Source organism: Veillonella sp. 3310, assembly GCF_003999875.1.
Classification (GTDB): domain Bacteria; phylum Bacillota; class Negativicutes; order Veillonellales; family Veillonellaceae; genus F0422.
This window is the reverse complement of sequence record NZ_RQVJ01000005.1, coordinates 87,955-113,740: the sequence shown is the minus strand read 5'-3', so window position 1 is coordinate 113,740 and position 25,786 is coordinate 87,955. Positions and strand designations below refer to the sequence as shown.

Genomic DNA, 25,786 nt, shown 5'->3' with positions numbered 1-25,786 from the left:
TATATTTCCACACTATTTTTCTTGTAGCCAACGTGCCACATCCAAGGCATGATAGGTAATAATCATCTTTGCCCCTGCTCGTTTCATGGATAGCAAGGTTTCCAAAGTAATGCGTTTTTCATCTACCAACCCCGCTGCCGCTGCTGTTTTAATCATGGCATATTCACCGCTGACATTGTAAACGGCTAAAGGACAATCGAAGTTATCCCGTACTTCGCGTACAATATCCAAATAGGATAGAGCTGGCTTAATCATAATGATATCCGCCCCTTCGATGATATCTTGTTCCACTTCACGCAAGGCTTCTAAACGATTGGCCTCATCCATTTGGTATCCTTTACGGTCCCCAAATCCTGGCGCAGAATGGACCGCATCACGGAATGGTCCATAATAGGCGGACGCATATTTCGCCGCATAACTCATAATAGATACATTGCTAAATCCCGCTGCATCTAAGGCTTCACGAATCGCAGCAATACGTCCATCCATCATGTCAGATGGTGCCACCATGTGAGCACCCGCTTTCGCATGGCTCACTGCTACATTACACAATAATGGCAACGTAGCATCATTCATGACTTCATGATGTTCCACATGACCGCAATGGCCTGTAGATGTGTATTGGCAAAGGCATACGTCGGAAATCACGATCAACTCTGGCACTTCTTTACGGATCGCCATAATCGCTTGCTGTACCGGTTGTTCCATATCCCACGCAGAAGAACCATCTTCATCTTTGTAAGTAGGAATGCCGAAAATTTCAACTCCCTTAATACCTAAGTCATAGGCTTCTTTCGCCAATTTCACAGCTTCGTCCACGGATACATGATATTGTCCTGGTAAGGAAGAAATTTCTTCTTTCACCCCTGTGCCGGGAACAATAAATATAGGATAGATTAAATCATCTACTTGTAATGTTGTTTCACGAACCAACGCACGCATGGCTGGGTTGATGCGCAATCGTCTTGGTCGATTTCGTAATTCCATATTATGCCTCTTTCTATTTGCAATCATTCAAGATTAGATCCACCATCGCAGGGATTGTAAAAGTTTCACCAATTAAATCTGGTTGAATCCCTTCTTCCACACAGGTAGCACCTGTAATCGGTCCAATGCAAACAACCTTCGTGTTTCCTAATAAATTCACTGCATCGGAGCCAAGCATATCTTTTGTATTCGTCACCGTAGAAGAACTTGTAAACGTAATGTAATCTACTTCCCCTGCTCGTAGGGCTTCTTCTAAATATTCTTTGTGGGACGTATCTTGTACCGTTTCATACAAACGCAATACCGTCACATCGCATCCTGCCTGTGAAAGTCCTTTATAAATCACATCGCGTGCCACTTTTGGTTGTACTAGCACAAATCGCAAATCGCCTAGCGCTCGTTCTGGCCATACACGACTCTGTTCTACTGTAATGGTTTCCACCACAGATTCCGCTTGGTAATTCGGTGGCACGATGTCCGCACGAATGCCTCGATCTAATAAAGATTTTGCGGTAGCACTGCCGATAGCACATACTTTCATAGAACCTAAAGCACGGCTATCTAAGCCACGGTCTAATAAACCATCAAAGAAGAACCGCACCCCTTCGGCAGATGTAAAAATTAATCCATCGTAGGAAGATAAGCTATCATAAGCCACATCCATCTCCTCTGTACGAGGCAATGCCTGTGTTTTGATAGCAGATGCTTCGATGACATGGGCCCCCAATTCTAGTAATCGTTCAGATAAGGCGCTAGCTTTACTACGAGCTCGTGTGACCACGATAGTTTTACCAAATAATGGTTTATTATCAAACCAACGTAATTGCTCCCGCAAAGATACTACTTCCCCAACGATAACAATAGCTGGTGCTTTCAATTGCGCTTTTTCTACATCTTCTACGACATGCTCCAAGGTAGAGACCAACGTTTCTTGGATTGGTTTTGTTCCCCAACGGATGACTGCCACTGGAGTTTCCTTAGGACGACCATATTTGATTAAGTTAGTGGCAATGCTCGGTAAATTCGAGATACCCATCACAAAGGAGATCGTATCCACAGATTTAGCTAAGCCATCCCAATTCATACCAGATTCTGGTTTTGTTGGATCTTCATGACCTGTAACAATGGCAAAGGACGTCGCCATGGCACGTTGGGTGACAGGAATCCCAGCATAGGCTGGCGCAGAAATACCAGATGTAATACCAGGTACAAATTCAAATGGCACGCCCGCTTCTACCAAAGCCAACGCTTCTTCACCACCACGACCAAATACTAGAGGGTCGCCCCCTTTAAGACGAGCCACCACTTTACCTTCTAATCCACATTTTACGAGAAGTTCGTTGATTTCCCATTGATGCATCGTATGATTGTTGCTTTTTTTACCTGCATAAATGATCTCTGCTCCTTCTTTCGCATAGGACAAGAAATGAGCATCTGCTAAATAGTCATAAACAATAACATCTGCTTTTTCAATACATTCCTTACCTTTTAGAGTGATTAATTTATGATCACCCGGTCCGGCACCAATTAAATATACAATGCCTGTCATTTCAATACTCCTCTTTCTACTAAATCGTCAATGATGGCTTTGCCCCCTTCTTCATAGAGAGCTTTCGCCAAGTTACGACCTAACATATCTGCTTTTTCTTTTGGTCCTGACAATTCACCTTCAAAACAATTTTTTCCATCTAAAGAAGCAATGATAGCTTTCAACGTTAATTGTCCTTTATAAATCGTCCCATGTACACCCATCGGTACTTGGCAACCACCTTCGAGTTGACGAAGGAAACTACGTTCTCCACGAGTAGCCCACATAGTATTTTCATCGTGCAATACAGATAACATATCTAGCATTTCTGTATCATCCTTGCGACATTCAATGCCCAATGCCCCTTGACCTACAGCAGGAATCATTTCATCGCTAGTGAAAGTCTGTGTAACAACAGATTCCAGCCCCAATCGTTTTAACCCTGCCTCTGCTAATACAATGGCATCAAAGTTTTCTGTTTCTAATTTGTTTAATCGCGTTTGCACATTCCCACGAAGTACAGAAACCTGCAAATCAGGTCGTTGATTCAACAATTGTGCTTGACGGCGTAAACTACTAGTCCCTACCTTAGCACCTTGTGGTAGTTGATCTAGTGTTTTATATTTTGGTGATACCAAAGCATCACATGGTGTTTCACGCTCTGTAATAGCACCTAGTACCAAATCTTCTGGCAATTCTGTAGGCATATCTTTCAAGCTGTGTACAGCCAAATCGATGCTACCATCACGCATAGATGCTTCTAGCTCTTCTGTAAATAAACCTTTACCACCGATTTCAGCCAATGGTTTTTCTAAAATACGATCACCTTTCGTACTGTGATGGACTAACTCCACCTTGCACTGTGGGTAATGTTTACGCAATGTATCTGCTACATAGTTGGCTTGCCATAAAGCAAGGGCACTACTACGGGTGCCTATACGAATTATGTTTCTCATAGTGTGTCGTCCTCCACTTCCAAAGCAAACATATCTTGGAATAACTTCCAATAATCTCGCTCTTCTTCTTTACCCGCTACTTCACCAAAATGAATCATTGGATCACGCAATAATTTACGTACCAACATGCGGGACATATTGCTAATAATCTTACGTTCTAGCTCTGTGGCATTAGGTAATTTTGCCATCGCTCGATGTACTTCACGTTTACGAATGGCTTCTGCTTTTTCACTAAGCAAGACCATAATAGGACGAACCGATAGATATTGTAATTTTTCTTCAATTTCTTGTAAGGCTTCTTCTAAGATAGGCTCTGCTTTTTGAGCTTCTTCTTCTCGTTGGTGTTTATTCGCTTCTACTACACTTTCCAAGGCATCAATGTTAAACAAATACACTCCTGGAATTTCTGTTACATCTGGGTTGATATCACGGGGAACAGCAATATCGATCATGACAATTGGTTTACCACCACGGCCATCCATGATTTCTTCCGCTTCTTCCCATTCAATCACATAATGAGGTGCACCAGTAGATGTAATAATAATATCTGCTACTTTGGCTTCTTCTACAAAATTGTCAAAATCAACGGCTTTACCATTGAATTGCTTTGCCAATTCTTCTGCTGTTTTGAACGTCCGATTGGACACGAAAATACTCTTTACCCCTTTAGCTTGTAAATGACGAGCTGTGAGCTCACTCATTTGACCAGCTCCCAAAATGAGAACCTTTGCCTCACTGATAGGAATATCTAAACTATCTTCCGCTAAATTGACTGCTGTATAACTAACAGATACTGGCGTATTCGCAATCCCCGTCATCGTACGCACACGTTTCCCTACAGCAATGGCTTTTTGGAAAATAATATTAAATACAGATGCTGTTAATCCCTTACTATAGGAAGAAATATAGGCCATTTTTAATTGGCTCAAAATTTGACCTTCTCCTAACACAAGAGAATCTAAACTAGATGCCACTCTAAATAAATGAGAAATACATGCCTTCCCTTCATACAGGAAAAACCATTTCTCATCTACGTCTACCGTTTCTTCACCTTTCAGATGCAGTAGTAAACGTATCATATATTCTTTTACATTCTCCATGTCATTTAGGACGACATAGAGTTCTGTGCGGTTACACGTCGATAAAAGGACGCATTCCTCTACTTCTTCATGAGCATAGATGTGATCCATAGCATGATCGAGAGCTTCTTTGGAAAAAGAAAATTTCTCTCGTACATCTACAGGTGCACTTCTATGATTCAGACCTAATACGACTAATTGCATGTACAATATTCTCCTTCACTGAGTCTCCTTGACCCTCTAATATTTGTATAAACTCCGATTCTCCTAAATTTGTACGCCAGAACTGCTCTCGTTCTTTTGGCGTATTTAATATATGCTGTAATTCTTGTCTCCATAGACGAATCTGAGGCAGCCACTCGGCTAATATGCCGTACCTGGTTTCTATATCCTGTCTAAGCAAGCGACTCACTCGTGGGCTCACTTGATTGGTAAATATAGAAATCTCTAAATCACCAATCTCCGTAGCACTGCCGAATACCCAAGTAGAATCATCTTTCACATCAGCCCGATTAATGAAAGCTTGTACTTCTTGAGCATCTTCCATGACTTGCGCATTCACAGCAGGAATATCCGTAGCAATAATGACAAACTGTTGCCCTACCATATATTCTGAGCTATAAGGCTTCTCTATCCATTGTAATACACCTGCTTTATGGTATGTTACAATGTCAGGCAATACATCAGGACTAACTACTATAATAGATGCCTCTTCGTCTATTAACTTTTCAATTCTACGCAGCGCTACTTGCCCTCCGCCGACTACAAGACAAGGCCTGTCTTTAAGTGAAAGTCCAACTGTTATCATCCTACTATCCTTATATGTCTCTACAATGGCAAAAACGGCTTGAATACTCAAGCCGAAATTCACCTTATACTTCTGTTTCTGTCTCTACAGGTTTTGTTTCCTCTAAAGCAATACCATCTAATAATTGTAGTTGCGCTGTTAAAATTGATTCTACTTTTGCACGGAACACGGCCATTTCATTCGCAATGGTAGCATATTTAGCTTCTGCTTCTCGCAACGCACGATTGGCATCTTCTAAAATCGTAGATCGTTGTTGTTCCGCATTCTGTAAAATTAAATCAGCCTCTTTACGAGCTGCCTCTTTTACATTTTCACCAGTCTCTTGAGCAAGCACCAATGTATTGCGCATAGTTTCTTCCGTTGATTCATATTGATTCAAACGTTTTTCCATTTGCTCTACTTTATCAGTCATTTCACGGTTTTCACGATACAAGATTTCATAAGCTTGTACCACTTCATTCAAGAACTCGTTTACTTCATCGCAGTCAAAGCCACGAATACTTTTTCCAAACTCTTTATTATGAATATCCATTGGTGTTAACATAGGATCAGCCTCCTTACATAAATCGTTTTAGATGTACTCCAATACGCCCTTTTTTAGACGTGCCGGTAATACTTTCTATTTGCATACGACCTCTGCCACGAAGAGAAATAATATCTCCTTCTTTTACTTCTTGCGCTGGTCCTTTCGCAGGTTGCCAATTCACTTGTACTAATCCTGCCTTAATGGCCTCCACAACTTTTGTACGAGATGTACTAAAACCTGAAGAAGCTATAGAATCCAACCGCATAGACGCAACAGTAGTTCGCACTTCTTTTATTTTTTCTTCTTTCGGTTGTAATTCACTCAATTCCATCCGTGATACTGTAACCGTGACCATAGCAATTTTCGTAAAGTTTTGAATCACAAAATCTGCTATCGTTGCATCTACGATTACCTGCGCCCCACCACTAGTGACGATAATATCTCCAAAATGAGTGCGATCAATACCAAGTCCCATTAGGGAACCCAACACATCACGATGTGTCAATAATCGGAATCGTGGATCCCAAGATACTTTCAGCACCGCAATTTGTAAATCTACTGTTCCTTGAAAGTGAGGGTCCACAAAGGCCACTCGAAGGCGTTCTGCCCCTTCGTAACCACCACTGGAAATGATATTAATACCACCAAAATTCGCTTTTACTGCATCTGCAATGACAAGGCCTGTAGGTGACATAAAATCTGTCACACGGTAAGGTCGGCCTGCTTGTACTTGCTCCGCTAGATCAATCATACGTCTAGCCTCTTCGCCATTACCAGATGCTTCAAAATATCGAATTAACTTTTCTTTATCTTTCACGTTGTTTTCCTATTTCATTTGACCGTTCATAACAAGCTAAGATGCCTTCCATAATGGAAGAACGCAACCCTTCTTTTTCCATGGCTGCAATACCTGCTATAGTCGTACCTCCGGGAGATGTCACTTGATCTCTAAGCACACTCGGATGAGCGCCTGTTTCTAAGGCAATCAAGCCAGAGCCATACATCGTCTGTACCGCCGCTTGCAACGCCAATGGCCTAGTGAGACCAATCCGAACACCTGCATTTGCCATAGCATCTAAAATGGTATACATATAGCCTGGACCTGCCCCTGCTAGAGCGCCAATACGGTCTAAATCAGCTTCTGAACATACCACGGCTTCACCTAAGGCTTCGAAAATGCGCAAAGCTTGTTCTCGCTCACCTGGTGTCACTTGTTCACTACTAGCAATCGCTGTAAAGCCAGCTTTTACCAAAATTGGAGTATTCGGCATAGCTCGTAACCAATGTACATGGGGTGCAAAGGATTGTAATGTATCCAATGTAATGCCTGCCGCAATAGAAATACATAATGTTCTCGCCTCGATTTGTGGTCCCACCTCTTCCATAAGAGACGGTAAGACTTGAGGTTTTACGCCAAATACAATGGTTCTGTACTCATCAAAAGCAGGTATGGCATCACAGTCCGTGAAGGCTGTGACACCTAACGTGCGCTCTAATTCTGATGCTTGCTCACTGCGACGCACTAGTACATCTACTTCCTCAGGGCCCCAAACACCTTGTTCCAAAGCCCCCTGTAAAATAGCACCACCCATCGATCCTACACCAATTAGTAGTATTTTTTGCATGGCTACCTCCTAATGCTTAGGCTTGTGGTTCTTTCCAAGCTAATTTGTCAGATATTTCTGTGTACTCTTTATCTGTATAATCTACTGTTACATTCACTGGTACGCAGATAAAGATATCTTTACCAATTTTTTCTAATTTGCCATCTAAAGCAAATGTAGCGCCACTAACAAAGTCCACAATACGTGCAGCTTCATGAGGGTCTGTATTTTCAAAATTAATCACTACTGGACGCATATCGCGCAATTGATTTGCAATGTTTTCAGAGTCTTCGAATGCTTTTGGCTCTACGATGACTACTTTCATACCACTAGAACGTTGTGCCACTGTATTATATCCTCCTGTTTTTGGTTTTACTGCAGATGCTACAGGTCCATTACCACCTGCCACTGGTGCTGTTACCACTGGCTGTTGAAATTCTTCTTCATATGTATCATCTGAATACTCTTCATATTCATATCCATCATCTTGATTACCGCCAAAAAAGTTTTTTACAGAATTCCAGCTGTCTTTCAGTGCCATCGTCATTTCCTCCATTACTTATCATAGTGGCGTTCTCCAAATATTGCGGTTCCCACACGAACAATATTTGCACCCTCTTCAATTGCTACTTCAAAATCATGGGTCATCCCCATGGATATATATTCAATCTGCCCTTCATCAAAATGAAGTTTCATGTCTTCAAATAAAGCATGAGCCACTCGAAAAATTGGGCGAGTCTCTTCTGGATCATCAAAAAATGGTGCCATACACATAAGCCCTTTTACCCGTACATTGGGTAATGTTTTGGCATATTCCCGTATGGTAGGAAACTCTTCCACATCCATGCCAGACTTGCTCTCTTCTCGTGCCACATTAACTTGCAGTAATACTTCTTGTACTAACCCTTCCCTAGCGGCAATGCGCTGAATTTCATCCAACAACTTAACACTGTGAACCGAATGAATCAATGCAAACTTACCTATCGCATTGCGGACTTTGTTGTTTTGCAACTGTCCAATCAAATGCCATTGTAACTCTGGTCCCTGGTAGAGTTCCATTTTTTCTTTTGCTTCTTGTACACGATTCTCACCCACAGTTCTTACGCCTAACTGGGCTACCTCTTGTACAGCCTCTACAGGATGATTCTTCGTCACCGCTACTAGCGTAACAGAATCTGTTCTTCCCACTCGTGCTTTCGCCGCTTCAATGCGTTCCTGCACTTCATGTAATGCTGTTGCTATCATATATGTCAGTCCTCTTTCGTCGTTACATTCCACTCTGAAAGGTCTTCATAAAAAAAATAATACTTTATCTTTCTTATTATAAACGAAAGAATAAGAAAAGTACATAGAAAAAGCATGATTTCAAGCCTATTTCTCTGTATTTTCTTATTCTTAGTCATCTAGTTTATGTATTTGTCAAGTATTCCATGTGTGGGTGAAAGTATATGTTCCCAATCATGCACCGTCATCACATGTGATGTTCTCGAGTGCCCTACAATGTCCTAGGGTGTCCTATGAAAGTAACCATCCTTAAGAAAAAGGAATCTAACACATCTGCGTCCTAGGCTTGGTCTCGCAGGACAGCGAACATGGCCATACGTCCTGTACATCCTTGATCTCGCCGGTACGAGTAACATCCATCAGTGGTCATCGTGTCTGTGGATGATACCGACACTTGCTCCAGTGGTATGCCCTTCTGCACCACACAGGCTGCAATGTATCCTTTCAAATCTACATGTGGTGTAGCTGTTATTTGTCCGTCTCGTTGGATATACCGCACCACCTGGTCCACCTGTGAAAGCCCCAAGGCACGCATGTCTTGTCGAAATTGTTCAGCGATCTCTTCGCTCACCTCAAAGGATTCCCCTCCAATAGAAGGACCGATGAAGAGATAGCAATCAGAAGGCAACGTTCCGTACGCATTGCGCATACTATCCATCGTACGCTCCACAATGTGAGCGATGGCTCCACGCCAACCTGCATGGACAACCGCCACTGCATGATGCACCGCATCATAGATGAGCACAGGTACACAGTCCGCCACAAGCAACAAGAGAGGAACATTCATCAAGTTCGTATGAATCGCATCGCTATCTGGGATACTGTCATCCCAACTAAAAGCACCTCGACCAACAAGCTCTTCCGTCACCCTCGTCACACCTACACCATGTACTTGCTCACCACAAGTCAAATGATTAGGATCCATCCCTAGTACCTGTGCTAAGCGTTTGCGATTCTCTGCCACCGCTTCTGGAGTATCACCAACATGTAGTCCCATGTTAAAACTATCAAAGGAACCTTCGCTGACACCACCATAACGATAGGTGACACCATGAGTGAGGGGGAAGTGCTCTAACAAAGGACTATATTCGTAGGTAATACTTGTGGAATTATCTTGAGAAAATAGTGCATGATGAAGCGAGGAGGAAGTTTGGAATAGTTGCGTTTTGTTCATGTTGTGCCTCCTTTGGGTTAGTAGAATCGTTTACATTTGATCCGTGTAAATATTATTTTTAATAGATTTACTAGTTATATTCCATGAATTTAGATGTTATAATTCATATAAAATAAAAGAATATTGTACTTTCTTGCTACATTATTATTACAAATAAAGCGTAAAAGTAAACCGCAAAGCAATAACTACAATACTCTAATCTTAGTAACTTTTTCTCCATCATTAATGAATTGAATACCATATACAAAATCTGATTGCCAAATAAATACACCATAAAACCAAGTATTATCATCATAAATACGTACCGGTCTACCATATGCCTCATACACTTTTTCTAACGAATCTCCTACTGCAATTCCTCGATACGTTGTAGCATCACGATTAGTAACTTCAATTACTCCTGCCCTTTCGATTTGCCCATAAATACTGCTATACGTTATACCCCCATATCGCATGAAGGCTCTTTGCTCTCCATCTCGTCTATACTCATGATGAACCTCTTCTGTGGGAGCACCTAAAATTCGACGAATCTCCTCATAAGTAGCATTAGGGTATACTCCAGCTATACTACGTTCTGCTCCCCCTAAATGATGTCCGATCTCTTGACCTGATGGATAGCGACTCGGATACTCCGACCGTTGTGGTAATCGAATTGTACTCGCAGAAGATCCACTCGTTCTAGTAGAGCTATTTTGTTTCCCCGCTTCATTCCAAGATTTTTCAACCTTTTTCCACGTTTTAGACAACCAACTCGCCTCTACATGAGTTGGTGTGAAGATGGTAGCACTAAAAAGTGCTAGTAAAATAGATGTGGTTAGTTTTTTCATATTCTCTCTCTTTCATTACAACTCATATACTATTTAAATATTGGACTATTTTATTACTAGTATATCATTAATACATCTATACATTCTATCTAGGCAATTAAACTTTTCACACATTCCACGATAGGTAAATCTGCTTCTAACCAATCTACATCATATAATGTTTCTAAGCCTAACCAACGAGCTGCACTATGTTCTTGCAAATGAAAGTCTCCTAATAATTCACATTGATAGGCATGCATAATAAGATGAAAATTAGGATAGTCATACTCTACGGTTGTTAAAAAATCTCCTACTGTAATCTGTACATCTAACTCTTCTTGTATTTCACGAGATAAAGCTACTTTATGAACTTCTCCAGGCTCAATTTTACCTCCTGGAAATTCCCAACGTCCTTGCAAATCTCCATAGCCTCTTTGTGTAGCTAATACTTGTTTATCTTTCAAAATAACTGCTGCTACTACTTCTATCGTTTTCATCCCTATCTCCTTCAATGATTCACAAAATAATCATATAGATCTTCTCGTATTGGTGTTTCTAAATCATACATAATGCGAACGGCCTTTTTCGTTGTACCCGGCATTGTAAACACTTCTGTTTCACCTGTAGCATAAATATGTCCTAAATAATAAAACTCTTTTGCTCCATCTTCATCATTTTTATTTTTCCGAATAAACAGATGCATCGTAATATTTTCTTCTTTTGCATGTAAAGCTCTTTGTACCAAATTATTGGTAAGGTCCACACCACTTTTAGAAATAGCAATTAATTGTTGTGGAGATAATAATTTATCTTCATATCTAATGGTATCTGCAATATCTTCGCCCTTATCATAATTGATAAATACCGGATATGTTTTAGTGGGCTCATCATATTTATAACCACCAATATTTAATGGCACAATACTCGTTTCCCACTCCATTAACTGACATACATCTTCATACGTATATTTTTGATACAGCGTAAATGATGCCTCCTCATATCGTTGACTATAATATTTTTGATTCCTTTGAAAGCCTACTTTTACATAGTCTTCGACCATATCACGGAAACCTTCTTTTTCTAAAGCTTCACGGAATACTGTTGATATTTGTAATCCATCGACCACTTTATCGCACAGCACGGCATCCTTAAAGCTGGCTTTGGCAGATCCTGTTTTAAACTGTCCAGTAAATAAATTAATGATATTTTTTTCTGTATGGATTGTGCAAGGAATGCCTAATCTTACTAACTGATATTTCATATACACCAATGGATTAGCTTCACCTTTCAATAATCCTTCCAGTACATAGAGTTCATGCACACGTTTACCAAGTACCATGTACTGCCCCATATACTCTAATATTTTAGCTTCTACCGTCGAAAACCTATGGGTGTAGTCTTTTTCATAGTCTACTAAAAACTTATAATATGTTTTTGCATTACTACTAAAGATCAAAGAAATATCAATACTTCCATAGTTCTCAAAATCTATCAATTTAGGTATGCGCCCTAATTTATATTTTAAATTTTTATAGGCTTGTCGAATATGTTTAATCTGCGTGAACTTAGCCGTGTCGATAGATTTAAAAATACGTTCTTGAGCAATCGCATCAAAATGGATGGTAGATGCACCTGGAATCACTCGTGTACCTTCTTGCACATAATAGCGTAAACTATCCTTATTATGGCTTACATCACCAGAAAGAGCTACAGGAATCATAAAATTATTATTAAAATTCCCAATAAAATCAAGAACGACTACATAATCTTTACTGTTATGACGACGCAGTCCCCGCCCTAACTGTTGTACAAACACGATAGGACTCTCTGTGCCACGAACCATAACAACTTGATTGACCTCTGGAATATCGATACCTTCATTAAAAATATCTACCGTCATAATATAATCTAATGCATCATTTGCATCCGGCCCTGATAATCTTTGAATCGCCACTTCACGACTTTCTTGTGAATCTGCACCACTTAAACTTAAAGTTCGCATCCCCAGCTGATTAAAAGCCATGGATAGTTCTTGTGCTTCTTCAAGACTATGACAGAATACTAACCCTTTTACTCGCTCTCCAGAATATCCATAAAAATTACATTGCTCTAGAATTAATCTAGCCCTTGTTTGGTAATCCCATTCATTGGCAAAAATACTCTGAGCTTCATCACCTTCATAGGTTGTTATCCCATCAGATAATTGTCCGATACCAAAATAGTGAAATGGACATAGCAAATCTGCCTCTAATGCATGTTGTAATCGTATTTCATGAATAATATTGTAATCAAATAGCTTATAAATATCGAAATCATCTGTACGCTCTGGACTAGCGGTCATAGCAAACCAAAACTTAGGCTTGAAGTACTCCATAATTCGGTGGTAACTTTCAGATCCTGCCCGATGCGCCTCATCGATGACGATAATATCAAAATCTGTAGGGGAAAATCGCTCATAACAATCTGGCTTTGACATCATTTGCATAGTGGCAAATAAATACGTTTCAGAAAATCCCTTTGCTGTACCTGATAATACACCATACGTCACGGAGTCACCAATCACCCGTTGATAGGATTCCATCGCTTGACGAGCTACCTGTTCACGATGGACCAAAAATAGCACTCGCTTCGGTTTAACACTGCTGACAGCAAATGCAGATGCATAGGTTTTACCTGTACCAGTTGCAGAAATTAATAACCCCTTGTTAGCCCCTGTCTCATATAGTTCTGTAAACTTTTCAATCACATAGGACTGCATACTATTCGGCTGTAATACTTTTGGGGCTTGGTTATATTCAGTTACACTCGCATCTGCCACTGCTGGTAATTGTTTCTTAGTAGAATCGTTGTACTGTTTATATAACACTCTATATGTATCAATATATTCTACATAAGCCTTTGTTTCATCTGCTGCCCATAAACTTTCAAACTCCTCTAAGACAGATGTCACAAAAGATTCTTGCTTATGAGAACTATAATGCACATTCCACTCTTTATTTCTCGTCAATGCATGGAGTGTCATATTTGAACTACCCATGATAATCGTAAACTCATCTTCTAAATGGAATCCATATCCTTTTGTATGAAAGCCTACATCAGATCCTTGTGCATCAAATATGCGAAGTTCAATATTACGAAACTGACTTAACTTATCTAGTATTTTAGGATCATTAAACATCAAAAAATTTGTTGTCAAAATACGGCCTGGAATATGTTTTTCTTCCAACTCTTTTAACGTCATCAATAATGGACTTAATCCACCGGCTGTAATGAAGGCTACGCTGATAAAAAAAGATTCGCACCGTTTTAACTCGCTCTCTATGGCAGAAATAACCTTCCGACCTTCTTCTGCATTATTCGATACAAACTCTGGCCCACTATGTTGTAATGATTTAGTAAAGTTTATCGCACTCATCTCTATCTCCTATATACATCTATATAAGATCACTCTACCAGCTCTTATGCATAAGATCAATAGAAAAATAAAAAGAACACTACACATCCTATAACAAGCCTGAGTATTCTCATGGTTTGTCAAGAAATGTATAGCGTTCTTTCTTATCTTATGGTGCTTGTATCAACGTAACAAAGTATCTTACCACCATTCATTGATATATGTATTTTGTCTTGGGTAGGCCCGATTTAACACTTCTAGTATATCATCTGGTCCTTCTAGTGTTTCTTCAAAAGCAAGTTCTGTAGCACTCATACGACCCATAAGCAATAAGCTCAAGGCTCCTACGGAGAACACTAATTTCGCATTGATGTCCACATGTTCTTTATGTTTCACCACTTGCGCTTTGCCTTCTTTATAGGATACCACATAGGTACCGTGGTTCCACTCACATAATGGGTCTTTCACCCCGAATTGGATGGCTCCTTCTAATGCCACGGGTACAGGAATGCTTTCCATAGCCAGCTTCACATCTACGATACGGCTCATCATAAATGGCATCGTACTATGTCCTGTTTTTCCATTTGTGTGAAAGATATAACCTTGGTCAATCATGCCTTCGTTCCAACGTACGCTTTCACCTTGGGAGCGATGGTTGTACAAGAAGTTCAGCAATGCTTTTTGAGCACGGCGAGTGGTGTACACAAACTCGCTCACCCCGATCTCAGGCTCTCCTAAGCGATAGAAACAATAGCCTTCTAATTGTCCCGAATCATTTTTTACATATCCCACTTGTACGCCTTCTGCAAAAATAGATTCCAACAAACGAACCCATTCTTTTTCTTTTCGTACCGCATAGCCGGACAATGGTTTTGTATACGTTTCATAGACGCCTGCTAAACGTTTCCATTCTCGTGGAGATCGCAACATACCAAAGGATAGTGTTTTATCTAATTTCTTTAGCAAAGGTGCTAACTCGTCTAGTTTCATGGTTTGCACCCATTGATGGGCATACAAATCCCAGCCATAGTTTTGGTAAAACCCTGCAGAAGATGGCATTAAAATGGTTAAGCCTTGTCCACGCTCTTTCAATTCCCCTAAGGCGGCTTTCAATAATTTTTTACCCACCCCGCTACGCCGTACAATCGGATCTGTGGCAACCCCTACCATGTAAGACATAGGTAGGTCCACACCGCGAACACGAATGGTATTTTGTCGTAAATGAACGGTACTCACCAAATAACTACGATCGATGCCGACCATCGTATTGTCTGGTTCATAAGCCGTATCAAAATAATATTTAAAAAATGGATGATCTTCTGGTTCAAAACAATAGGCCCACAAACGTTTTACTTCTTTTGTGTCTGACTCTTTGGCAATTCTAAATTTCAAAATAATCCCTCTTCCATCGCTATGGTACATAGAAAACAGTTCGTATACTTTATTCTATTATTATATAAAAAAATAAGGGCCTACTGCTAGACCCTTTATACACTTCTTTTGTGAAAGTTTACAGACATAGAAAAAGAGCCAGCTTAACCGGCTCTTTCAAGCATGCATCCTCGAACGCATACCCCAATTATTGCATATAAGTATACTTCTTGTAATTTCTAAAACCTAGAAGCAAGGGTGATATGAGTTATTTTAAATATGACAGCATTCCATTGAAAGGTGCAAGACATGATGTATGATCTATTTATATATACAATAATACTCCATCTATAAACAATTTAGCGCCATACCCAAATAAGATCAACCCACAAATTCGGTTAATCCATACCAATTGCGAAATCTTGATACGCTTTGATAGTTTGTGAATGATCGTCGATAACGCACCAAACCAAACAAAGGCTGACACGATGTATCCCAACAAGAAATAGAGAGAGGCTTCTTCTGGAATGCTGGCTTTCACAGCACCGAACATCATGGTCACATCGATAAGTGCCTGTGGATTCAACCACGCTACCGCAAAGGCTGTAGTCACAATGTTCCAAATGGTCACATTCGTATCCACATGGGACACATTCGGTTCCGAATTGAACACGGTGTAGCCCATGTAAAAGATAACCGCCCCACCTAGCAATAAAATGATGCCTTTCAAAAATGGCCATATGTCAAATATGGCACCAATGCCATAAAAGGCTGACACGCTCAAGGTGAGGTCGAAAAATGCCACGATTAAAATCGTTGTAATAATACGTGACACCTTTTGTACCAATGCTGTATTAATAATAAATAAATTCTGCATTCCTATGGGTGCCAACACGGCAAAACCGATGAGTAATCCTTCCCAAAAGTAGGTCATGGATGACTATCCTCACATGCGCCTTGTTTAGCACAACGAGCATCATATTTTTCAGCAAAATGATCTGGGTTGTACGACTCTTTCGCCATGCGAAGACCAGGCAAGCCCATATCTTCTTCACGGTTGATAAACTTTGTATCTGCAAATTCATGACGAATGAATTCATTATTGATAGCTTGATACAAACCACGGATAGTTGGATTTGCTTTTTCAATATGAATGAGCGCCATATGCTCATTCAACATTTCCCCAATGGTGAAAGCTTCTACTCGTCCGAACAATTTAATGCAACCACCTACAAGACCTAATGCATCCCAATGATCAAACAGCAAATTGATAGCAGTTAGTTCATCTTCAATGCCTTCTTCATGGTGTGTCTCCACCCATTGTGCTGCAGCTTCACGACAAAGAGGAATCGTATTTTCATCAATTGGCATATATTCATAGTTAGAATATTGCATACGGAATTGGTTCAAATGATTTTTCTTTTGGCGCAACTTTTTACCCGCTAAGGTAATCATATCTTCTGTACGGTAAATATATTCAAAATTGTCACGGTCTGGTGTAAATTCATAGCAGTCTGGACACAACTTTTGCATCCGTTCCATCATGATGGGGTTTACACCTTTTAACAAAAATGGAATTTGATTTTCCTTAAACCACTCTTTCGCCATTTGTAATCCATCTACAAATTTGGCATCTTTTCCCGCGAACGGTGGTAACATAAATGGAGATTCTGTCACTCCACCACCTTTAATAAATAACACGCCTTCTTCTTCTGCCCAAGTAATGCCATAAATATCTTGCCACATAAACAATGTGGTAAAACTATTATCTGACGCTTCATAATGATGCTCTCCAAAATACGCATCAATACGGGGCTTATCTTCTAAGGTAAAACGCTTGAAGTCTAAAATAGGACTCGCCTCCTAATACTCTGATTTTATGATATAACATTACTATTATATGCTATTCATCGATAAAATTCAATGCAGAATAAATACCCTATTTACATTTTGTGATTTTTATCTATTTCGCAGAAAATTTGGTATAATAAACTTGTCACTATATCCCAATTCCGTGACGGAAAGGGGGTGTTTTTATTGTTAGACTTTCTAATCTTGTTGTTTGTTACTATCATGGCGAATGTAATCAGCTACTACCTTTGCAAATGGCTAGATAGTAACAATAAATAGTGACTAGCCAATGCCGTAATATAAACGGCAAAGAAAAAGCACAGGGTTGCCGCCCTGTGCTTTTTTGGTGTAATCTTTGTTAGACTTATTTGTTGTTTTAGCTACTCACATTGTAACATAACTTAACGTAAAGGTAAACATAGAATACCTCAGTATCTCCACCCTCCGTAAAGCGCCATTGTAGAAGTGGTCTTTCTTGCCTCCCTTATTTGATACATTCCGCAAACGCAAGAAGAGCACGGTGTGCCCCTCACAAACATTATGAAATACCGTTTGTGAGGGGTATACCGTGCTCTTCCTTTATACGCAATTACGAAAGGCAAGAAAGCCGCTACTAAAACAAGCTTTCGTCTTCTTTTAACTCTTCTCCAGAGATCACCGCCACAGAGGCAATTTTATCTCCTTCGTCTAGGTTCTGAGTTTTCACACCAGAAATGGCTTTGCTTTTCTTCACGGCAATGTCGTTCACATCAAAGCGAATGATCTTACCTTGTTCAGAAATTAGCATCATTTCATCGTTGTCATTTACGATTTCTACAGCTACGACTTCACCAGTTTTATCAGTGATTTTAAAGTTTTTCGTCCCTTTGCCACCACGTTTTTGTACTGTGTAGGAGCTTTCCACATTGCGTTTGCCATAACCTTCTTCACTGATAGTAAAGACTTGGCATTCTTCGCCGGTACCGTGGATAATACTAGCACCGACAACTTCGTCGCCAGCGTTCAAGTTGATACCTTTCACACCACGAGCAGCACGTTTCAACAAACGTACGTCACTTTCATGGAAGCGAATAGCCATACCTTTTTTCGTACCTAACAATACATCTTGGTTGCCATAGGTCAAGCCCACAGAGATCAACTGATCCCCTTCGTCCAATGCCACTGCATTCAAGCCACCACGGCGAATGTTGCGATACTCATCGATGGATGTGCGCTTCACAACGCCTTGTTTTGTGACCATGAACAGGTTCACATCGCTGGAGATGCGTTCTAAGTCAATCATGTTCGTCACTGTTTCCCCTACATTAAGAGGAAGCACGTTGATGATGGCTGTACCTCGAGAGTTACGACTAGATGCTTCTGGTACTTCATAAGCTTTCAAGCGGTACGCACGACCTGTGGATGTAAAGAATAACAATGTATTATGCGTGCGCACATGCATGATTTGTGCTACATAATCGTCTTCTTTTGTTTTCATACCCACAACACCTACGCCACCTTTATGTTGGTTACGATACACATTGGCATTCATACGTTTAATATAGCCTTGTCGTGTTAAAGTGATAACCATTTCTTCGTCAGCAATTAAATCTTCCACATCAAAGTCAGATGTATCGATGGTAATTTCACTACGACGTTTATCACCATATTTTTCTTTCATAGCGATTAGCTCTTCTTTGATGATCTCACGTTGACGTGCATCGGAAGCTAAGATTGCTTTCAAGTCCGCAATCAATACCAATAAAGCAGCATGTTCTTCTTCGATTTTTTCACGTTCCAAGCCAGTTAAACGAGCTAAACGCATATCTAAGATAGCGTTCGCTTGAATTTCTGTAAGGTTGAACTTTTCAATCAAAGCGGTACGAGCAATATCTGTAGTTTGAGAGCTGCGGATCGTATGAATCACTTCATCAATATGATCTAAAGCGATCAATAAGCCCTCCAATACGTGTGCACGTGCTTCTGCTTTCGCTAAGTCGAACTCTGTACGGCGTACAATGACTTCTTGACGGTGCGTTAAATAATGACCTAATACTTCTCTCAAAGTCAATACTTTTGGATGGCCTTTCACTAGCGCCAACATAATCACACCAAATGTATCTTGTAATTGTGTATGTTTATATAATTTATTCAACACAATATCTGGTTGCACGTCCGCACGCAATTCGATAACGATGCGAAGACCACGGCGGTCACTTTCATCACGAAGGGCGGTAATGCCATCCACCACTTTATCACGGCTTAAATCTGCAATAGTTGCAATTAAGCGCGCTTTGTTTACTTGGTACGGAATTTCAGTGACTACGATGCGATGTTTCCCCTTAGTCATGGCCTCAATATGAGCTTTCGCACGCATTTTGATGCTACCACGACCTGTGGCATAGGCTTTTTTTATACCATCACGACCAAGGATAGAAGCTCCTGTTGGGAAGTCTGGACCTTTGATAGCCGTCATCAATTGGTTCACATCCACCTCTGGATCGTCGATGAGCATCACAAGACCATCTACCACTTCCCCTAAGTTGTGGGGTGGAATATTTGTGGCCATCCCAACGGCAATACCAGCGGAACCATTGATCAACAAGTTCGGAATCTTAGCAGGAAGTACAGTTGGTTCTTCCAAGGATTCGTCATAGTTCGGCATGAAGTCCACTGTTTTTTTCTCAATATCTGCGAGCATTTCTGTCGCAATACGAGACATACGAACTTCTGTATACCGCATAGCCGCTGCAGAGTCGCCGTCAATAGAACCGAAGTTACCATGACCATCCACGAGTGGATATCTTGTATTAAAATCTTGGGCTAAACGCACCGTTGCGTCATACACAGAACTATCACCATGTGGATGGTATTTACCAAGTACGTCGCCGACGATACGAGCCGATTTTTTGTACGGTTTCGATGGCGTCATGCCTGTTTCATGCATCGCATATAGAATACGACGGTGTACAGGTTTTAAACCATCACGTACATCTGGAAGGGCGCGCATAACGATAACGCTCATGGCGTAATCGATATAGGAGCTGCGCATTTCTTTATCGATTTGGACCGGCACAATCTTGCCATGACTCCAAGCCTTTTCCTCCATTGTATCACCTCATTTTACAACACTGATTATATAACTAACCTATTATACCATTTTATGCACTTTTTTTCTATCTTTTTACATGAAAGTTTCAATACAGTCACATATAAACACTTACGAACGTATGCGTCGCATAAATATTCATACCGTTTTATCATTCCACCGCTAGCATGGCCTCATTTAATCGATTCATACGGAACTGCTCCACCACATCGATCATAAAGCGTTCATTATGGATAGGATTCACATCCATCTTGAATAGGTGGGACTCACAATGACAATCACTGCAGCCAAATCCTTTTACCTCATCTGTACTGATGGCTTTCATGGCCTGTGCTAATTCACATTCTAAATCACTGGAGCTACGAATCGGTAAGGCTGCCACAACAGTGCTGACACTGCGCAAATAATCTAAATGCCAATGTTTCTTTTTCCGCTTCCGTTTATGGCGTTCAATACGCTTTTCCAAATTCGCCTTCGCTGAGCCTACATACACATAATAGCCTGGTTCAAAGTGCATGTTGCCCTTACTACCGATGGTTAAGTCCACCGGCTCTTCTACCTGCAACACCATGAGGTAATCTCCACGGTCCTCCGCTTCTCGGCGCACCGCTTCATCATTATACAAGCATTCTCGCACCACCCTCGGTCTATTGAAATCTGAGGTCCACTGTAACGCCATCGCTTTCCAGTCTAACTGCGGCGCTACCTCAATAAATGTTTTGGTAAATTCCAAATCTGTGTGAAAGTCCGGGGAAAACCACAGAGCTCGTTCCCACTGCACTAAGAATAGAATCCCTGTGCGGTATCCTTCTTGTTGTAACTCTTGTAAGTGTAGTAAATGTTTTCGTCCTCGCTCCGTCACCGCATCAGGGAACATGGCCCCTTGATCACCAAATAAGGTACAAGACTTCACTTCTAGTAAAAAGCGTTCTTCCTTATCATTGGTAAGGAGTAAATCAAATCGACTATGACCCACAGTGTACTCTCGTCGCACCACACGCCACTCTTCCCAACCAGGGATGAGTTGTTCCTCTATCATGTACTCCGCCATGTCATTACAATAATTGGTGTCCAACATGATAGGCACACCATCACGTTCAATACCGATGACACGATATTGTGTTTTTGCTCCTTCTTTGGGATGATGCAGCACATACATTTTCACCCCTACAAAGAGGAGTTCCCACATACGTCCAGGGTTCGGCAAGTGAGCTGCAATCATCTGTCCATCTAATTCTAAATGCACCACAAATCGGTTAGGTCGCTCTACAAAAGTAGCGACCTGTACATTTTCATATAAAACTTTCATACTAATTCCTATCTTTAACGTTCTATCCATTCATATATACTAGTAAGTCATCTGTACTATTTCTATATATTTTTATACTCTCGATTTATGCATTATATATATTAAGATTAATTTATTATAAAATTTATCTTCAATACTAACAAACAAGTTCTAGGGTCATAGTACACGCCACACATATCATACATGCCACTCATGCTACACGCCCTATATACACACCAAACTTTTCCACACGGATACTCTTATAGACTATTACCATGATCCACTCCTATATAACCATCATAACATATACACCGTTCTGTGGATAACCATATGGGTATCCTGTGTCTAGTCTGTGTATAAGCTCTAAGTTATTCACTAGTTATCACACAGTATGTGTATAACTATGTGGTTATCTTGTGTATACTATGTGTGTAATCCAATGACACCTTAAATATGCTTTTATTTTAGTCTTAACTTAATCACTTTTTGTGGATAATTCTGTGTGTAACTCTAAATTTCCAGTGTATAAGCCGTGTATAGTTTGTGAATAAAATTCGTTGCCTCAGCTACATACAAGAACCACTTCTTATAGTATACTAAGAGCATAGGCTTTCGCCTAGTCATATATAATAATTAAGTACTTTAACATACATAAGAATTATCAACATTTACTCGATATTAAGGAGATACACATGGCACAAGTGGCAGGCAATTTACAACGTATCCGCAACGGGAAACGCACCTATGCGATTACCCCTCGGATTCCCGGTGGTTTCGTACAACCACAAATGTTACAAAAATTTATCGACGTGGCAAACACATTCCACGCAACTTTAAAAATTACAGGTGCACAACGCATCATGATCACCAACCTAAATGCAGAAGATGTAGACAAAGCATGGGCTATGCTCGGCATGGAACCAGCACATACTGTATCCAATCGTGTTCGTTCTGTGAAATTCTGCCCTGGCACGACATTCTGTAAACGAGCGAAACAAGACAGCGTACACTTAGGCATGCAATTAGAACGGAAATATATTTCTAAAGAAATGCCATCTAAAATGAAAATTGGTGTATCTGGCTGTCCTAACTCTTGCTCCGAAGCGATTACAAAAGATATCGGCGTTATCGGTAATGACCAAGGTTGGCAAATCTATGCAGGTGGTAGCGCTGGTGCTCATCCACGCTTGGGTGACTTAATCACAGAAGTAGCTACTGAAGAGGAAGTACTCACTATCATCGATCGCATGATTGCATACTACAAAGAAAATGCCCAAATCGAGCGTATCGGTCAATTCATTGACCGCATCGGTCTCAATGCATTCCGGGCTGCTATATTAGACACTGTTGATTCCCCAACAACTACTGCCAAAGCATCTGCGGAACCAGTGGTCAAATTACCAGGTCAAGGTAATGCAGGTCTTGCAGAGGCTACTGCAACTGCTAACGACAAAGGGGCGACTCCTCTTTCACCAGGACAACTGATTACAAAAGATACCATCGTTCGTCATGTGGTGGAAGTATACCCTGAATTAATCCCAATTTTACAATCCATGGGGATGGGATGCCTAGGCTGTCCATCTTCTACAGGTGAACCTTTATGGCAAGCTGCAAATATCCACGGTATGGACATCGATGAATTAGTAACAAAACTTAATGCAGGTCGTAATGTATCTGAAATTGCTATTACAAAAGATTCCATCATTCGTGATATTATAGATATGTATCCACAAACGGTACCTGTGTTACAATCTATCGGTATGGGTTGTTTAGGCTGTCCATCCTCCACAGGAGAACCTATCTGGCAAGCTGCCAACATTCACGGTATTGATGTGGACGAACTCGTTTCCAAATTAGAAGTCGCACGAAAAGGAGCTTAACATGTCAGCAGTATTGGGACACATTCACTTTTGGTTATACAAAAAAATTCAGCTTATAGCTGAACGTGAACAAATTATTAAAAAAGAGGCACAAACTCGCCTCGACGATTTAGCCGATGAGTTATATGCAACAGCGATCGATTTGTATGGGAAACCAATTCCTCCCGATCGTCAGTTGGACCGTATCATCGACCATAATAACATCCACGGTTGGTTACACAACCAATTACAAACCTCTTCCGTTCGCGAAGCTACTTTCATTAAAGATTTAACTGATTGTGGCGGCGATGATGGTATTGATGCTGTATTAGAAGCTTTCATCAAACAAGGTGCTATGTGCGGTACAGAAGCAAAAGAAAAACTTACTGCTCAAACAGCACCTGCTATCTACACAGTGATGCAAGACTATTATGTAAATGGTATGCCTTGTGATCCAAGCGATACTGTCATCGAGCAAACCGATACTACCTTTAGTTGGTACGGAAATCACCAAAATCAAATTTCTTATTGGAAAACAGCGGGCGTGAATCCAATTATCATGGCTGCTGCTTTCCAAGCATGGTTCAGCGCCTTCGTAAGTCATGTAGCACCGGACTTTGCATTCAATGTAAATCTTGATGGTGATATTCCTGTATATACAATTGCAAAAAGCTAAGTAGCTAAACCCTTTTTATATTGTTAAAACAGCAGTAACGCTGTTGGTATTGACTTTCACCCCTGTGAAAGTCCCTAGAATAGGAGGTTCTACTATGGCAGGAACTGTAAAACAAGAACTAGGTTTAATTTTTGATGGCCCGAACTACAAAATTGTGAAAAAAGGCGGCGTCGCTGGTGACAAAGTGGAAAAACACAATCACCCAGAAGCTAACGTCATCTTCACTGTGGTAAAAGGTAAAGTGAACGTATTCCTTAACGAAACAGAATCCCATATCTTAACACCAGGCGAAGTATTACACTTCGACGGCAACAACTACATCCAAGCTACATTAGTGGAAGATAGCGAGTTCGTTGTAAACCTAATTCATAAATAATCCAATTATAAAAGGTGTGAATCCATGCTAGTCATTAGCATTGGGTTCACACCTTTTTTGCGCCTATCTACCATATTATACTTCATTCAATAGCATAATATATGCTTGATACTACACTATAAGAATACACAGCATACAGTAAAACCCCCTAGGCTATCTAACCTAGGGGCTTGTTATATCTTATTTGTTGATGCGTGCTACTACATCTGGTGTTAAGTCGATAACTTGGTTACCTTCTTTAACAGCGCCAGCAGATGTTGGATTAGCCACTAATACATCGATGTTTTTTTCTTTTGCAATAGCTTGAATTGCTTCTGCTACTTTTTTATCTAATGGAGCTAATACACTTGCTTCTTCTTGGTTGTATTTTTCTTGGATGCCACGAACACTTTTATCAAAATATGCTTGTTTTTCTGCATCTGTTTTGAAGTTGTTTAATTTTTTAAATTCACCTTCTAATTTAGGGCCGTATTCTGCACGCAATTTATCAATTTGCATCTGGATAGCACCAAAGCCATTGTAACCAGTGTAGATAGCTTCTTCGTTAATTACGCCTACGTTAGCAGCGTTAGATACTGTGAAAGCACCAACTACAGCTAGTGCACCTAAAGTTGCAATTTTTTTAGTTAAGTTCATGTATAAGCCTCCCTATGAGAAATAGTTTCATTTATGTACTCAGTATAGCAAAGTTGAATGCATTTAGCAAATGACCTTACTGCCTTACTATACCCTATATATATGAAAGTATCATGAAAAATTATTGTTCTTCACTTACATATACATATTCTTCTTTTTTCAATTTGCTAATAATTTCTGGCACCATGCCTATCAAACGATCGAAACCAGTATATTTAGCAGATCCTTTGATATTGAATAATTCAATACGTTCCCCTTTGATCACAAGCACAGCTGTTGGCTCTACTTTCGCTCCACCACCGCCAGCTTTTTGGCATCCACCTAAACCAAGGGATACATCAACGAATGGTACAATCGTAGTATCACCTAATTGTACAGCTTCACCTACTACGGTTTCCACACGAATCATTTCTTTAAATTGTTCAAATAAAGGCTCTAAATTGTCTTTTAAATTAGTAAGTTTAGTATCCATCATGACCTCCTATGATTCTTCAA

Annotated in this window: 24 protein-coding genes; 3 read left to right on the top strand and 21 right to left on the bottom strand. The window is 40.4% G+C overall.

The features are described 5' to 3' along the window. Positions 1-12: 12 nt before the first annotated feature. The 19 genes from hemB to sfsA form a co-directional block, all read right to left on the bottom strand. Positions 13-987, bottom strand: a complete 975-nt coding sequence (gene hemB, locus EO127_RS07230; RefSeq protein ID WP_127448747.1) for a porphobilinogen synthase — start codon at positions 985-987, stop codon at positions 13-15. Between the two features lie 13 nt (positions 988-1,000). Next, the gene (gene cobA, locus EO127_RS07225; RefSeq protein ID WP_009353913.1) at positions 1,001-2,536 is read right to left on the bottom strand and encodes a uroporphyrinogen-III C-methyltransferase; all 1,536 of its coding nucleotides are present in this window, start codon (positions 2,534-2,536) and stop codon (positions 1,001-1,003) included. Beyond that, positions 2,533-3,471 carry a hydroxymethylbilane synthase gene (gene hemC, locus EO127_RS07220; protein WP_127011175.1) on the bottom strand — a complete coding sequence of 313 codons (939 nt, stop codon included), beginning with the start codon at positions 3,469-3,471 and terminating at the stop codon, positions 2,533-2,535. Before hemC ends, cobA begins: the two co-directional genes overlap by 4 nt. Then, the gene (hemA, locus tag EO127_RS07215; RefSeq protein ID WP_127011174.1) at positions 3,468-4,754 is read right to left on the bottom strand and encodes a glutamyl-tRNA reductase; all 1,287 of its coding nucleotides are present in this window, start codon (positions 4,752-4,754) and stop codon (positions 3,468-3,470) included. Before hemA ends, hemC begins: the two co-directional genes overlap by 4 nt. Beyond that, entirely contained in the window at positions 4,723-5,358 is a 636-nt protein-coding gene (locus EO127_RS07210; protein ID WP_083818426.1) for a bifunctional precorrin-2 dehydrogenase/sirohydrochlorin ferrochelatase, read from the bottom strand. The genes hemA and EO127_RS07210 overlap by 32 nt, the downstream gene beginning before the upstream one ends. Positions 5,359-5,422: 64 nt before the next feature. Next, entirely contained in the window at positions 5,423-5,902 is a 480-nt protein-coding gene (locus EO127_RS07205) for a DivIVA domain-containing protein (protein ID WP_009353901.1), read from the bottom strand. A gap of 13 nt (positions 5,903-5,915) precedes the next feature. Further along, entirely contained in the window at positions 5,916-6,701 is a 786-nt protein-coding gene (locus EO127_RS07200) for an RNA-binding protein (RefSeq protein WP_127448746.1), read from the bottom strand. Further along, entirely contained in the window at positions 6,691-7,509 is an 819-nt protein-coding gene (gene proC, locus EO127_RS07195; RefSeq protein ID WP_127011171.1) for a pyrroline-5-carboxylate reductase, read from the bottom strand. The genes EO127_RS07200 and proC overlap by 11 nt, the downstream gene beginning before the upstream one ends. A gap of 16 nt (positions 7,510-7,525) precedes the next feature. Next, entirely contained in the window at positions 7,526-8,029 is a 504-nt protein-coding gene (locus tag EO127_RS07190) for a cell division protein SepF (protein ID WP_127069282.1), read from the bottom strand. Between the two features lie 14 nt (positions 8,030-8,043). Then, positions 8,044-8,733, bottom strand: coding sequence for a YggS family pyridoxal phosphate-dependent enzyme (locus tag EO127_RS07185; RefSeq protein WP_127448745.1), 690 nt, complete (start codon positions 8,731-8,733; stop codon positions 8,044-8,046). A 319-nt stretch (positions 8,734-9,052) separates the two neighbouring features. Then, positions 9,053-9,946: a peptidoglycan editing factor PgeF gene (gene pgeF / locus EO127_RS07180; RefSeq protein ID WP_127448744.1), complete on the bottom strand. Its 894-nt coding sequence runs from the start codon at positions 9,944-9,946 to the stop codon at positions 9,053-9,055. 185 nt (positions 9,947-10,131) lie between these two features. Then, complete coding sequence (locus EO127_RS07175; RefSeq protein WP_127448743.1) at positions 10,132-10,773, bottom strand: hypothetical protein; 642 nt, start codon at positions 10,771-10,773, stop codon at positions 10,132-10,134. 89 nt (positions 10,774-10,862) lie between these two features. Continuing rightward, positions 10,863-11,249, bottom strand: coding sequence for a (deoxy)nucleoside triphosphate pyrophosphohydrolase (locus EO127_RS07170; RefSeq protein WP_127448742.1), 387 nt, complete (start codon positions 11,247-11,249; stop codon positions 10,863-10,865). 11 nt (positions 11,250-11,260) lie between these two features. Further along, complete coding sequence (locus tag EO127_RS07165) at positions 11,261-14,167, bottom strand: DUF3427 domain-containing protein (RefSeq protein ID WP_127448741.1); 2,907 nt, start codon at positions 14,165-14,167, stop codon at positions 11,261-11,263. A 180-nt stretch (positions 14,168-14,347) separates the two neighbouring features. Beyond that, positions 14,348-15,538, bottom strand: a complete 1,191-nt coding sequence (eis, locus tag EO127_RS07160; RefSeq protein WP_127448740.1) for an enhanced intracellular survival protein Eis — start codon at positions 15,536-15,538, stop codon at positions 14,348-14,350. Between the two features lie 304 nt (positions 15,539-15,842). Continuing rightward, positions 15,843-16,451, bottom strand: a complete 609-nt coding sequence (locus EO127_RS07155; RefSeq protein WP_127448739.1) for a LysE/ArgO family amino acid transporter — start codon at positions 16,449-16,451, stop codon at positions 15,843-15,845. After that, positions 16,448-17,368, bottom strand: a complete 921-nt coding sequence (locus EO127_RS07150) for a DUF2156 domain-containing protein (RefSeq protein WP_127448738.1) — start codon at positions 17,366-17,368, stop codon at positions 16,448-16,450. The genes EO127_RS07155 and EO127_RS07150 overlap by 4 nt, the downstream gene beginning before the upstream one ends. A 613-nt stretch (positions 17,369-17,981) precedes the next feature. Next, a complete protein-coding gene (gyrA, locus tag EO127_RS07145; RefSeq protein WP_127448737.1) occupies positions 17,982-20,456 on the bottom strand; it encodes a DNA gyrase subunit A in 2,475 nt (824 codons plus the stop codon). A gap of 151 nt (positions 20,457-20,607) precedes the next feature. Further along, positions 20,608-21,765: a DNA/RNA nuclease SfsA gene (gene sfsA / locus EO127_RS07140; RefSeq protein ID WP_127448736.1), complete on the bottom strand. Its 1,158-nt coding sequence runs from the start codon at positions 21,763-21,765 to the stop codon at positions 20,608-20,610. Positions 21,766-22,436: 671 nt separating this feature from the next. Here sfsA and EO127_RS07135 point away from each other — a divergent pair. The 3 genes from EO127_RS07135 (at position 22,437) to EO127_RS07125 (ending at position 24,655) form a co-directional block, all read left to right on the top strand. Continuing rightward, positions 22,437-23,624, top strand: a complete 1,188-nt coding sequence (locus EO127_RS07135) for a DUF1858 domain-containing protein (RefSeq protein ID WP_127448735.1) — start codon at positions 22,437-22,439, stop codon at positions 23,622-23,624. A 1-nt stretch (position 23,625) separates the two neighbouring features. Further along, positions 23,626-24,279 carry a hypothetical protein gene (locus tag EO127_RS07130; RefSeq protein ID WP_127069270.1) on the top strand — a complete coding sequence of 218 codons (654 nt, stop codon included), beginning with the start codon at positions 23,626-23,628 and terminating at the stop codon, positions 24,277-24,279. Between the two features lie 94 nt (positions 24,280-24,373). After that, positions 24,374-24,655, top strand: coding sequence for a cupin domain-containing protein (locus tag EO127_RS07125; protein ID WP_127061611.1), 282 nt, complete (start codon positions 24,374-24,376; stop codon positions 24,653-24,655). A gap of 180 nt (positions 24,656-24,835) precedes the next feature. Here EO127_RS07125 and EO127_RS07120 read toward each other — a convergent pair whose 3' ends face one another. Continuing rightward, entirely contained in the window at positions 24,836-25,291 is a 456-nt protein-coding gene (locus EO127_RS07120) for an OmpH family outer membrane protein (RefSeq protein WP_009353765.1), read from the bottom strand. 121 nt (positions 25,292-25,412) lie between these two features. Then, on the bottom strand, positions 25,413-25,763 hold the full coding sequence (locus EO127_RS07115; protein WP_127069474.1) for a GerW family sporulation protein: 351 nt from the start codon (positions 25,761-25,763) through the stop codon (positions 25,413-25,415). Positions 25,764-25,786 lie beyond the last annotated feature (23 nt).